Origin of the sequence: Ectopseudomonas composti, from assembly GCF_900115475.1 — a bacterium.
Classification (GTDB): domain Bacteria; phylum Pseudomonadota; class Gammaproteobacteria; order Pseudomonadales; family Pseudomonadaceae; genus Aquipseudomonas; species Aquipseudomonas composti.
The window spans coordinates 81,341-94,175 of record NZ_FOWP01000001.1; the positions used below are offsets into that span (position 1 = coordinate 81,341).

The 12,835-nt window shown below is 62.0% G+C and carries 10 protein-coding genes; 1 reads left to right on the top strand and 9 read right to left on the bottom strand.

Annotated elements, in window-relative coordinates; genetic code table 11:
* Positions 1 to 129 precede the first annotated feature (129 nt).
* From argJ to BM059_RS00405, 3 genes are all read right to left on the bottom strand, one after another.
* Positions 130 to 1,347, bottom strand: coding sequence for a bifunctional glutamate N-acetyltransferase/amino-acid acetyltransferase ArgJ (gene argJ, locus BM059_RS00395; RefSeq protein WP_037004202.1), 1,218 nt, complete (start codon positions 1,345 to 1,347; stop codon positions 130 to 132).
* Positions 1,348 to 1,506: 159 nt separating this feature from the next.
* Positions 1,507 to 4,242, bottom strand: a complete 2,736-nt coding sequence (secA, locus tag BM059_RS00400; RefSeq protein ID WP_074935991.1) for a preprotein translocase subunit SecA — start codon at positions 4,240 to 4,242, stop codon at positions 1,507 to 1,509.
* A 237-nt stretch (positions 4,243 to 4,479) separates the two neighbouring features.
* Complete coding sequence (locus BM059_RS00405) at positions 4,480 to 5,400, bottom strand: M23 family metallopeptidase (protein ID WP_037004200.1); 921 nt, start codon at positions 5,398 to 5,400, stop codon at positions 4,480 to 4,482.
* A 78-nt stretch (positions 5,401 to 5,478) separates the two neighbouring features.
* Here BM059_RS00405 and BM059_RS00410 point away from each other — a divergent pair, with 78 nt between their 5' ends.
* Positions 5,479 to 5,934, top strand: a complete 456-nt coding sequence (locus BM059_RS00410; RefSeq protein WP_037004199.1) for a DUF721 domain-containing protein — start codon at positions 5,479 to 5,481, stop codon at positions 5,932 to 5,934.
* 150 nt (positions 5,935 to 6,084) lie between these two features.
* Here the strand turns inward: BM059_RS00410 and lpxC are convergent, their stop codons facing one another.
* From lpxC to murC, 6 genes are all read right to left on the bottom strand, one after another.
* Positions 6,085 to 6,996 carry a UDP-3-O-acyl-N-acetylglucosamine deacetylase gene (gene lpxC / locus BM059_RS00415; protein ID WP_013714156.1) on the bottom strand — a complete coding sequence of 304 codons (912 nt, stop codon included), beginning with the start codon at positions 6,994 to 6,996 and terminating at the stop codon, positions 6,085 to 6,087.
* 111 nt (positions 6,997 to 7,107) lie between these two features.
* Positions 7,108 to 8,301 (bottom strand): cell division protein FtsZ, encoded by a 1,194-nt coding sequence (ftsZ, locus tag BM059_RS00420; protein WP_017678974.1) that lies wholly within the window; start codon positions 8,299 to 8,301, stop codon positions 7,108 to 7,110.
* Positions 8,302 to 8,343: 42 nt separating this feature from the next.
* Complete coding sequence (ftsA, locus tag BM059_RS00425; protein WP_037004198.1) at positions 8,344 to 9,591, bottom strand: cell division protein FtsA; 1,248 nt, start codon at positions 9,589 to 9,591, stop codon at positions 8,344 to 8,346.
* Positions 9,592 to 9,606: 15 nt separating this feature from the next.
* A complete protein-coding gene (locus BM059_RS00430) occupies positions 9,607 to 10,473 on the bottom strand; it encodes a cell division protein FtsQ/DivIB (protein WP_037004197.1) in 867 nt (288 codons plus the stop codon).
* Positions 10,474 to 10,476: 3 nt separating this feature from the next.
* Positions 10,477 to 11,418: a D-alanine--D-alanine ligase gene (locus BM059_RS00435; RefSeq protein ID WP_074935994.1), complete on the bottom strand. Its 942-nt coding sequence runs from the start codon at positions 11,416 to 11,418 to the stop codon at positions 10,477 to 10,479.
* Positions 11,415 to 12,815 carry a UDP-N-acetylmuramate--L-alanine ligase gene (gene murC / locus BM059_RS00440; protein WP_244154371.1) on the bottom strand — a complete coding sequence of 467 codons (1,401 nt, stop codon included), beginning with the start codon at positions 12,813 to 12,815 and terminating at the stop codon, positions 11,415 to 11,417. The genes BM059_RS00435 and murC overlap by 4 nt, the downstream gene beginning before the upstream one ends.
* Positions 12,816 to 12,835: the final 20 nt, after the last annotated feature.

Sequence of the window (12,835 nt, forward strand, 5' to 3'; positions counted from 1 at the left end):
TTGCGCATCCTCGCCTACGTTCTTGAAATACCTCGAAGTCGCTCGACGTTAAAAGCCCGCCCCCTGAATAGCAAATTCCCGCGCGTCATGGGGTCATGAGGCGCGGGAATAATGTATGGCTGGGACTAATCAGGTGCGGTATTCGGCGTTGATCTTGACGTACTCGTGGGACAGGTCGGTGGTCCAGATGGTCTCACTGCAGGTTCCGCGCCCCAGCTCGATGCGGATGGTGATTTCCTCACGCGCCATCACCGCTGCACCCTGCTCTTCGGTGTAGGTGGTCGCACGGCAACCCTTGCTGGCGATGCACACCTCACCGAGGAACACGTCGATCTTGCTCACGTCAAGTTGCGCCACGCCGGCGTAGCCCACAGCAGCAAGGATACGCCCCCAGTTGGGGTCGGAGGCGAACAACGCGGTCTTGATCAGCGGTGAGTGGGCCACGGCGTAGGCCACGTCCAGGCACTCCTGATGGGTGCCACCACCGTTGACCTGGACGGTGACGAACTTGGTCGCCCCTTCGCCGTCACGGACGATGGCCTGCGCCACTTCCATGAACACCTCGAACACCGCCTGCTTGAGCTTGGCGAACAGCTCGCCGGTCGCCTCGGTGATTTCCGCCAGCGCCGCCTGGCCGGTGGCGATCAGCATGCAGCAGTCGTTGGTGGAGGTGTCACCGTCGATGGTGATGCGGTTGAACGACTTGTTCGCCGCGTCGCGCACCAGGTCCTGCAGTACGCCTTGAGTGACCTTGGCGTCGGTGGCGATATAGCCAAGCATGGTGGCCATGTTCGGCCGGATCATCCCGGCACCCTTGGAGATACCGGTGACGGTGATGGTCACGCCATCGTGCTGGAATTGTCGACTGGCGCCCTTGGGCAGGGTGTCGGTGGTCATGATGCCGGTGGCGGCAGCTTCCCAGTTATCGGCCTTGAGGTCATCCAGCGCAGCCTGCAGCGCGGACTCGATCTTCTCCACCGGCAGCGGCTCGCCGATCACACCGGTGGAGAACGGCAGCACGGCACTTTCGGCAACACCGGTCAGCTCGGCCAGACGCGCACAGGCGCGACGCGCACGAGCCAGACCATCGGCGCCGGTGCCGGCGTTGGCATTGCCGGTGTTGGTCAGCAAATAGCGTACTTCACCCCCGAGGCGCTCGCGGGTGATCAGTACAGGCGCCGCGCAGAAGGCGTTGGTGGTGGTCACCCCGGCGATGCGCGAACCTTCGGCACAGCGCATCACCACCACATCCTTGCGCCCGGGACGCTTGATACCGGCCGAGGCGATGCCCAGCTCGAAACCAGGAACCGGGTGCAGGGTAGACAGCGGGCCAAGACCAACAGCCATAAGGTGAGCTCCTTGTGAGACGTTGCTGACCGCCTGGCGGTCTGAAAGATGGTAAAACGCCGCGAACGGCAGAGCCGTCGCGGCGTCGTCGAGGGCGGCGACAGCATAGCCGAAGCCCTCTCTACTGCAAGCGCCTTCAGCGGCGCGCACCTGCCATTATCAGCCGATCTGACCGTGGCAGTGCTTGTACTTCTTGCCCGAACCACAGGGGCACGGCTCGTTACGGCCAACCTTCTGCTCGGCACGCACCGGGGCGGCAGCCACAGCGACATCACCCTCTTCGCCATTGCTTTCTTCAGCGACCAGCGCAGAGGCGTCGGCGTGCTGGAACTGCATACGCTCGGCCATGGCCTCGGCTTCGCGGCGCAGACGGGCCTCTTCCTCTTCGGGATCTTCGCGGCGAACCTGGACGTGGCTGAGCACGCGGATAGCGTCGCGCTTGATCGACTCCAGCAGCTCCTGGAACAGGGCGAAGGACTCGCGCTTGTATTCCTGCTTCGGGTTCTTCTGCGCATAACCGCGCAGGTGAATACCGTGACGCAGGTGATCCATGGTCGACAGGTGGTCTTTCCACAGATCGTCCAGTACGCGCAGCAGAATCTGCTTCTCGAAGGTACGCAGCGCCTCGGCGCTGGCCTGGGTTTCTTTCTCGTTGTAAGCAGCCAGCAACTCGGCGAGGATGCGCTCGCGCAGGGTTTCCTCGTACAGCTTGTCGTCTTCGTCCAGCCACTGCTGAATCGGCAGCTTGATGCCAAAATCACTCTGCAGGGTGGATTCCAGGCCCGTTACGTCCCACTGCTCCGGCATCGACTGCGGCGGGATATGGCTGTTGACCGCAGCGGTCAGCACTTCCTCGCGGAACTCGGCGATGGTGTCGCCAACACTCTCGGCGGCCAGCAGGCTGTTGCGCATGTGGTAGATCACCTTGCGCTGCTCGTTGGCCACGTCATCGAATTCGAGCAGTTGCTTACGCATGTCGAAGTTGCGCCCCTCGACCTTGCGCTGGGCCTTCTCGATGGCATTGGTGACCATACGGTGCTCGATGGCCTCGCCGGACTGCATGCCCAGGGCCTTCATGAAGTTCTTCACCCGATCCGAGGCGAAGATGCGCATCAGGTTATCTTCCAGCGACAGGTAGAAGCGGCTTGAGCCTGGATCGCCCTGACGACCAGAACGGCCGCGCAGCTGGTTGTCGATACGACGCGACTCGTGGCGCTCGGAGGCGATCACGTGCAGGCCGCCGGCTTCGATCACCTGCTGGTGACGCTTCTGCCACTCGCTCTTGATTTGCGCGATCTGCTCATCGGTTGGATTTTCCAGCGCGGCGACTTCCACTTCCCAGTTACCACCGAGGAGGATGTCGGTACCACGACCAGCCATGTTGGTGGCGATGGTCAGCGCGCCCGGACGACCGGCCTGGGCGATGATTTCGGCTTCCTTGTCGTGGAACTTGGCGTTGAGCACCTTGTGCTCGATACCTTCCTTGTCCAACAACTGGCTGACGTACTCGGACGTCTCGATGGTCGCGGTACCGACCAGGATCGGCCGGCCCTGAGCCTGGCAGTCCTTGATGTCGGCGATGATCGCCTGGTACTTCTCTTCCTGGGTCAGGTAGACCAGGTCGTTGAAGTCCTTGCGCGCGACCGGCTTGTTGGTCGGAATCACCATTACGTCCAGACCATAGATCTGGCGGAACTCGAACGCCTCGGTATCGGCGGTACCGGTCATACCGGACAGCTTGTTGTAGAGACGGAAGTAGTTCTGGAAGGTGGTCGAGGCGAGGGTCTGGCTCTCGGCCTGGATGTTCACCCCTTCCTTCGCTTCGATGGCCTGGTGCAGGCCCTCGGAAAGGCGGCGGCCCTGCATGGTACGGCCTGTGTGCTCGTCGATCAGGATCACCTGGCCGTTCTGCACGATGTATTCGACATTGCGGTTGAACAGCTTGTGCGCACGCAGACCGGCGTAAACGTGAGTCAGCAGGCCGAGGTTGTGCGCGGAATAGAGACTCTCGCCTTCTGCCAGCAGGCCGGCTGCGGTGAGCATCTCCTCGACGTACTGGTGACCGGCTTCGTTGAGTTCGACCTGACGCGTTTTTTCGTCGACCTTGTAGTGACCTTCCTGAGTCACCACGCCTTCTTCTTCCTCGATGTGCTGCTTGAGGCGCGGAATCAGCTTGTTGATCTCGATGTACAGCTTGGAGCTGTCCTCGGCCTGGCCGGAGATGATCAGCGGCGTCCGCGCTTCATCGATAAGGATGGAGTCCACTTCGTCGATCACGGCGAAATTCAGCTCGCGCTGGAATTTGTCTTCCAGGCTGAAGGCCATGTTGTCGCGCAGGTAGTCGAAACCGAATTCGTTGTTGGTGCCGTAGGTGATATCGGCGGCATAGGCGGCACGCTTCTCTTCCGGCGGCTGGAAGGGAGTGACGATACCGACGGACAGACCGAGGAATTCATACAGCGGGCGCATCCAGTTGGCATCGCGGCGGGCCAGGTATTCGTTGACCGTCACCACGTGCACGCCCTTGCCGGACAGCGCGTTGAGGTAAACCGCCAGGGTACCGACCAGCGTCTTGCCCTCACCGGTACGCATCTCGGCGATCTTGCCTTCGTGCAGGGTCATACCGCCGATCAGCTGCACATCGAAGTGACGCATGCCCATCACTCGCTTACCGGCCTCACGGGCCACAGCGAAGGCTTCGGGAAGCAACTTGTCGAGGGTTTCGCCCTTGGCCAGACGGCCCTTGAACTCTTCGGTCTTGCCACGCAGTTGCTCGTCCGAGAGGGCGATCATCTGCTCTTCGAGGACGTTGACGGACTGCACCGCCTTGAGCAAGCGTTTGACTTCACGCTCATTCTTGCTTCCGAAAAGTTTTTTAAACAGAGGCGCAAACATATCGACAGGATCTTCCGGCGAATGGATGGAGGTCGGCGCAAATCGCGACCTGGCAGCCAGCATGGCTGCGGGCGAAGGGGGCATTCTACCCGGAAAACTCAGGGAGGAAAGTGACGTTGTCAGCCCGTTGCTGCCGTGTGATGGCGCAGGCCACGCATCCCTGGCAAACCAAGGGCGCGGCGTGAAACTTTATATGGGGATGAATGCTGGCAATTCAAGAGCGACGAGCCCTTTGGCTCACTCGACGCCGCTGGCGCGGGCGATGTACAGCGCGGGATTGACCTGACGGCCATCCTTGCTGACTTCGAAATGCACGTGATAACCGGTGGAGCGACCACTGCGGCCGACCTTGGCGATGGTCTGGCCGCGCTGCACCAGATCACCGATCTGCACGGTATTGCTCTGGTTATGCGCATAGAGGGTGATGTAGCCATCGGCGTGGCTGACCTCCACCACATTGCCATAGCCATTCTTCTTGCCGGAGAAGGTAACGATGCCCGCCGCCACCGAGACCACATCGCTACCTGGCTTGGAGGCAAAATCGATACCCTTGTGGACACTGACCCGGCCGGTCAGCGGGTGCACGCGACGACCGAAAGGCGACGACACATAACCTTGCAGAACCGGGCGACCAGAGAGGGTTTCAGCTTCACTCAGACGGCGCTCGCCAAGCAGTTGTTCCAGCACTTCCAGCTGCTGCTCGCGGCTTTCCACGCGCAGCGCCAGATCGTCCAGCGCACTCATGAACGGGGGAGGCGCATAGGCAGAAGCGCCCAGCGCATCTTCCGCACCACCCTGGCCGACACTGAGGGAGAAATCGAACTCGCCTGCGTCCAGCTCCGCCAGCTCGGTGAGGCGCTCACCCAGTGCATCGAGCCGGGTCAGGCGGGCCTGCAATTCCGCGACATGCACAGCGAAGGCGTCGAGTTGGCGTTGAGCATCCTGACGCACCACACCGACCTGCTCGCGTTGCTGATCGAGCGCTTCGACCAGCGAGGTGTCGACCACGGGTTCGGCTGTCAGCCACTTGGCGCCCAGTGCGGCGCCGGCGCCAAGACTCAGAACCAGCAGCAAGGCCGCCGATAGCAGCAGCCAACGCAGGTCCAGATTGATCGTTCGCGCGGAACCGTGACGGCTATTGAGCAGGATGATATGCATGGCTTCCCCTTTTCGCAGAACACAGGCCGGCAGCACGCTCTGCTACCATGACGGCTCTGCAACCTAAGGCTTCCTGCCATGACGTTTCGTCCCTTGCCGGCCCAGGCACCCGCTAAGCTGTTACGCGAAGCAAAGCCCCTGAAAGCGCTGTTCGGTCAGGCGCAACGCCTTACCCACCTACAGCGTCTTGTCGAAAGCCAGCTACAACCTGCTGCCCGGGAACACTGTCATGTAGCGTCCTGGCGTGAAGGCTGCCTGCTATTGATAGTGACCGATGGCCACTGGGCAACACGCCTGCGTTATCAGCAAAGAAGACTGCAACGACAACTACAGGCACTCGAAGAATTCGCGACCTTAACGAAAATCATGTTCAAGGTGCAACCGCAAGGCGGCCAGAATCGTGGAACCGGTCGCACCTTGCACTTGTCCAATAGCGCCGCACAAAGCATCCAGGCAACGGCCGAAGGCATTAGCGACCCCAGGCTGCGCGCCGCCTTAGAGCGTTTGGCCAGCCATACGCAGAAGGACGAATAAGCCCTCCTTCCGTTCGTCGGCAAACTTCACCTTGCTGCACTCGCCAGGTAAATGGCGCCAGTTTTTTGAAAACCGCCCTGCACCTAAACGGCACGCCATAAAAAAGGCCACCCGAAGGTGGCCTCAACTGAAGCTGGAAAGAGAGTAGCTTTACACCGCCGCAACCGGGCGCATGTAAGAGATCGGCGCGAGCTTGGCGTCCTCGAAGGTCACCATTTCCCAGGCATCGGTCTGCTCGATCAGCGTACGCAGCAAACGATTGTTCAGTGCGTGACCCGACTTAAAGCCCTTGAACTCGCCGATCAGGCTGTTACCCAGCAGGTACAGGTCGCCGATGGCATCGAGAATCTTGTGTTTGACGAATTCGTCCTCGTAACGCAGGCCGTCTTCGTTCAGTACACGATATTCGTCGACCACGATGGCGTTTTCCACGCTGCCACCGAGCGCCAGATTCTGTGAACGCAGGAACTCGATGTCACGCATGAAGCCAAAGGTGCGGGCCCGGCTGACTTCCTTGACGAAAGACGTGCTGGAGAAATCCACACTGGCGCTCTGCGTACGATTGCGGAACACAGGGTGATCGAAATCGATCTCGAAGCTCACCTTGAAGCCGTCGAAAGGCACGAAGGTGGCGCGCTTGTCGCCCTCCTCCACAGTCACCTCTCGCAGGATGCGGATGAATTTCTTCGGCGCTTCCTGCTCCTGCAGGCCAGCCGATTGAATCAGGAACACGAAGGGACCGGCGCTGCCGTCCATGATCGGCACTTCGGATGCGGAGAGTTCGACGTAGGCGTTATCGATGCCCAGGCCTGCCATGGCCGAAAGCAAGTGCTCTACCGTATCTACCTTGACATCACCGTTGATCAATGTGGTCGACATGGTGGTTTCGCCGACATTCCCGGCCAGCGCGCGGATTTCCACGACTGGATCGAGATCGGTACGACGAAACACGATGCCGGTATCCACCGGAGCCGGCTTCAGGGTCAGGTAAACCTTTTCCCCCGAATGCAGGCCAACGCCGGTGGCACGGATGATGTTCTTCAGGGTGCGTTGTCTGATCATGGCTTGGCCGCTATATCGCTAGTTGCGAACTGTTTTCAACAATGGTCGGGGATAATAGCAGAACCGACCTTTGCTGAACACCAATCAACTTCATACTCCTGATACATTCCATCAATCGGCCTGACGACGCAGGAAAGCCGGAATATCCAGGTAATCGAGATCATCCTGGGTATTGAGCTTGGCTGCAGTGGCCGCACCGCCGTGGCTCTGACGCTGTACAGTCGGGCGCTCATAGTCCTTGTAGTTGACCGACTGCTCGCTGCGCGGCTGCGCGGCAGGCTGCTGGGCAACCGGCTGGCTGACGGCGACCTGAACGGTGTTGTCGACCACTTTGACCGGCTTCTCCATGCGCGCACCCAGACCGGTAGCGACCACGGTGACGTGCAGTTCGTCGCGCATGTCGGCATCGATCACGGTGCCGACCTTGACGGTGGCGTGCTCGGAAGCGAACTGCTCGATGATGTTACCCACGTCGGAGTACTCACCCAGTGACAGGTCCGGGCCGGCAGTGATGTTCACCAGAATGCCGCGAGCGCCCTGCAGGTTGACGTCTTCCAGCAGCGGGTTACGGATGGCCGCTTCGGTCGCTTCACGCGCACGGTTCGGACCGCTGGCGCAGCCAGTGCCCATCATCGCCATGCCCATCTCGCTCATCACGGTTTTCACGTCGGCGAAGTCGACGTTGATCATGCCCGGACGCTTGATGATGTCGGAGATACCGCGCACGGCACCGGCCAGTACATCGTCAGCCTTGGCGAAGGCGGACAGCAGGCTGGCGTCCTTACCGAGGATGGTCAGCAGCTTTTCGTTGGGGATGGTGATCAGCGAGTCGACGCTCTCGGACAGCGCGCGGATGCCCTCATCGGCGATGACCATGCGCTTCTTGCCTTCGAACGGGAACGGACGGGTCACCACGGCAACGGTGAGGATGCCCATCTCCTTGGCCACTTCGGCGATCACCGGAGCAGCGCCAGTGCCGGTACCACCACCCATGCCGGTGGTGATGAACACCATGTCGGTGCCTTGCAGCACTTCGGCGATGCGCTCGCGATCTTCCAGCGCGGCCTGACGACCGACCTCAGGATTGGCGCCAGCACCCAGGCCTTTGGTCACGCCTGGGCCGAGCTGCAGCACGGTGCGTGCACCGATGTTCTTCAGCGCCTGCGCATCGGTGTTGGCGCAGATGAACTCGACGCCCTCGATGTTGCTGACCGCCATGTGATTGACTGCGTTGCCGCCGCCACCACCGACACCGATTACTTTGATCACCGCGCTTTGCGGAATGTTATCTACTAGTTCGAACATGATCCCTCTCCTTCCTTTCTAGTTGTAACGCCTACTGCAAATTTAGAAATTACCTTGCACCCAACGCTTGATGCGCTCGAGTACCGGGGTTTTGCTCTCGTCCTGGTAAGGACTGCCCACCGACATGGAAATGCCGTCGTTCTGCTTCTGCAGCCCGTACAGCAGCAAGCCCACACCGGTGGAATAAATCGGGTTGCGCACCACGTCGCCCATGCCTTTGACGCTGTGCGGCACGCCGAGGCGTACCGGCATATGGAAAATCTCCTCGGCCAGCTCGACCGCGCCTTCCATCTTCGCCGTACCGCCAGTCATGACGATGCCGGCGGGAATCAGGTCTTCGTAGCCACTGCGGCGCAGCTCGGCCTGAACCAGGGTGAACAGCTCGTCGTAACGCGGCTCGACCACTTCGGCCAGGGACTGGCGCGACAGGTCGCGCGGCGGACGATCACCGACGCTCGGCACCTTGATGGTCTCGCCGGCACCGGCCAGCTTGGCCAGGGCGCAGGCGTAACGGATCTTGATTTCCTCGGCATACTGGGTCGGTGTACGCAGGGCCATGGCGATGTCGTTGGTGACCTGGTCACCGGCAATCGGGATCACCGCCGTGTGGCGAATCGCACCTTCGGTGAAGATGGCGATATCGGTGGTACCGCCGCCGATGTCCACCAGGCACACGCCCAGCTCCTTCTCGTCCTCGGTCAGTACCGAATAAGCGGATGCCAGCTGCTCGAGGATGATGTCATCGACCTCCAGGCCACAGCGGCGCACGCACTTCTCGATGTTCTGCGCGGCGTTCACCGCGCAGGTGACCACATGCACCTTGGCTTCCAGGCGCACGCCAGACATACCCAGCGGCTCGCGCACGCCCTCCTGGTTGTCGATCACGTAGTCCTGCGCCAGGGTGTGCAGCACGCGTTGATCCGCCGGAATGGCGACAGCCTGCGCGGCGTCGAGCACGCGCTCGATATCGGCCGGGCTCACTTCGCGATCACGAATGGCGACGATGCCGTGGCTGTTCAGGCTGCGGATGTGATTGCCGGCCACGCCGACGAAGGCCGAGTGGATACGGCAGCCGGCCATCAACTGCGCCTCTTCCACGGCGCGCTGAATCGAGGCCACGGTGGATTCGATATTGACCACCACGCCCTTCTTCAGACCGCGCGACGGATGGGTGCCAATGCCGACGATTTCCAGCTGGCCATCGGCCGTCACCTCGCCCACCAGCGCCACCACCTTGGAGGTGCCGATGTCCAGGCCAACGATCATCTTGCCGCTCTGCGCGCTACTCATTAGTCCTGCCTCTCCTCAATTCACTTTCTGCTCGGCCGTGGCCGGCTCCACCGGCTCACGCCAGGCCACGGCCAGGCCGTTGGCATAACGCAGGTCGATGCGCGCGATCTTCGCGCTCTGTTCTTTCAGTTCCCGCTCGTAGATCGCGGCGAACCGACGCATTTTTTCCACCACGTGATCACGCCCCAGCAGGATGTCAATACGCTGGCCGCTGGCATTCTCGGTAGCCGAGAGGAACCAGCTGCCGCGCTCGCGCAGCTGCAGCCCAACCACGGTGAAGCCCATCGGCCGCAGCAACTGGCTGAGCATCTGGTACTGCTGCATCACCTTCGGCTGCGCCCGCTTCGGACCGGACAGCTGCGGCAGATGCTGATAGTTGTCCAGCTCCTGCGGTGCGAACGCCTGGCCCTGGTTATTGAGCAGTGCCTCGTCACCCCAGCGGGCGATGGGCAACTGTTCTTCCAGGCGCACATCGATCTGATCCGGCCAGACGCGACGCACTTCGGCATGGGCGATCCATGGCATGCGCTCCAGCTCTTCGCGCATACCGCGCAGATCGGCGCTGAAGAAGCTTGCCTCGATGAATGGCGCGATCCGCCGCTGCACCGCCTGCTGACTGATATAAGCCAGATCACCCTGCACGCTGATGCGCGCGATCGGGCGGTCGGCGTACGGCAGCAGTCGCTGTGCACCTTCGTAAGCCCCGAAGCCGAGCCCCACCAACAGCAGTGGCCAGAGCAAACGGCCCATCCAAGAGAAATCCGGCTTGGGCAGGCGCAGGCGCATCGGCTCCTTGGCCACCAGACGGCTGGCGCCACGCGGCGCGGGCTTGCCGCGTTGCGGAGCCCTCAGCGAGTCCTGATGACGCAGAGCGATGCTCATCGCTTAACCCCTCGCCTCGACGCTGTCAGCCAGGATCGCCAGCACCAGTTGCTGGAAATCCAGGCCGGCAGCACGCGCAGCCATTGGCACCAGGCTGTGATCGGTCATGCCCGGTACGGTGTTCACCTCCAGCAACCAGAAATGGCCACTGGCGTCCTGCATCACATCAGCGCGGGCCCAGCCCTGAGTACCCACGGCCTCGCAGGCGCGCGCGGTCAGCACCTTCAGCTCAGCCTCTTTCTCGGCAGACAGGCCGCAAGGAATGCGGTACTGGGTGTCATTGGCCAGGTACTTGGCGTCGTAGTCGTAGAAGCTGTGCGGCGTGCCGAGGCCAATGGGCGGCAGCACTTCGCCACGCAGCACGGCGATGGTGTATTCGGGGCCGGCGATCCACTGCTCGACCAGCACCTGGCTGTCGTAGCGAGCGGCGTCCTGCCAGGCAGCGATCAGCGCCTCGACGCTCTCGACCTTGGCCATGCCGATGCTGGAACCTTCATGAGCCGGCTTGACGATCAGCGGGAAACCCAGCTCGGCGGCGGCAGCCTCGCAGTCAGCCTGCGAAGTCAGTACGGCGTGGCGTGGCGTCGGCAGGCCGAGGCTATGCCAGACCTGCTTGGTGCGCAGCTTGTCCATGGCCAGCGCAGACGCCAGGATGCCGCTGCCGGTGTAGGGAATGCCGGCGCATTCCAGCAGGCCCTGCATGGAACCGTCCTCGCCACCGCGGCCGTGCAGCACGATGAAAGCGCGGTCGATCTTCTCGCTGTTCAGGCGCTGCAGGAAATCATCACCCACATCGATACCGAAGGCGTCCACGCCACCCGCCTGCAAGGCGCTGAGCACGGCATTGCCGGATTTCAGCGACACCTCACGCTCGGCGCTCTTGCCGCCGAACAGCACGGCGACGCGGCCGAAGGCCTTGGGATCGAGGGTACTGTGCAAACTCATTTCGACTCCCCCACGAACAGCGGGTGCTTGATCAGTTGCGGCGCCACCGCGCCAATATCGCCCGCGCCCTGGCACAGCAGGATGTCGCCTGCGCGCAGCAGTGGTTTGAGCAGCGGCGCCAGGTCGGCACCACGCTCGACATAGATCGGATCGAGCTGGCCGCGCTGACGGATGCTGTGGCACAGCTGGCGGCTGTCGGCACCGGGAATCGGCTCCTCGCCAGCCGGGTAGACTTCCACCAGCAGCAGCACGTTGGCCTCACCGAGCACCTGCACGAAGTCGTCGTACAGATCACGAGTACGGCTGTAGCGATGCGGCTGATAGACCATCACCAGGCGGCGCTCCGGCCAGCCACCGCGTACGGCCTTAACCACCGCTGCCACTTCACGCGGGTGATGACCGTAGTCGTCGACCAGCATCACGCTGCCACCGTCCATCGGCAGTTCGCCGTAGACCTGGAAGCGCCGGCCAACACCCTGGAAGCCTGACAGGCCACTGACGATGGCAGCATCGTCGATGCCCTCGTCGGTAGCGATGGCGATGGTCGCCAGTGCATTGAGGACGTTGTGGTTGCCCGGCATGTTCACCGACACGTCGAGCGGCTCGCAGTCCGGGCGCAGCACGGTGAAGTAGGTGCGCATGCCTTCCTGGCGCACGTTAATCGCGCGCACGTCGGCATCTTCGGCAAAACCATAGGTGACGGTCGGACGGCCGACCTGAGGCAGCAGCTCACGCACCACCGGGTCATCCACGCAGAGCACGGCCAGGCCGTAGAACGGCAGGTTGTGCAGGAATTCGATGAAGGTTTTCTTCAATACATTGAAGTCACCGCCATAGGTGCTCATATGGTCGGCGTCGATATTGGTGACCACCGAAACCATCGGCTGCAGGTGCAGGAAGCTGGCGTCGCTCTCATCGGCTTCGGCGATCAGGAAGCGGCTGGAGCCGAGCTGAGCATTGGTGCCGGCTGCATTCAGGCGACCACCGATGACGAAGGTCGGGTCGAGACCGCCAGCGGCGAACACCGACGCCAACAGGCTGGTGGTGGTGGTCTTGCCGTGGGTGCCGGCCACGGCGATGCCGTGACGGTAGCGCATCAGCTCGGCGAGCATCTCGGCACGCGGCACGACCGGGATACGACGCTCCAGCGCGGTGGCGACTTCCGGGTTGCTGGTGTTGACCGCACTGGAGACCACCAGCACGTCTGCCTGTTCAGCGTTCTCGGCAGCATGGCCGATGAAGATTTGCGCGCCGAAGCTTTTCAGGCGGTCGGTAACGGCCGAGGCCTTGAGGTCGGAGCCGGATACTTCATAACCCAGGTTCAGCAGGACCTCGGCGATACCGCACATGCCCACGCCGCCGATACCGACGAAATGGATGCGCCGGATACGCCGCATACGGCGCACTTCAGCCTTGA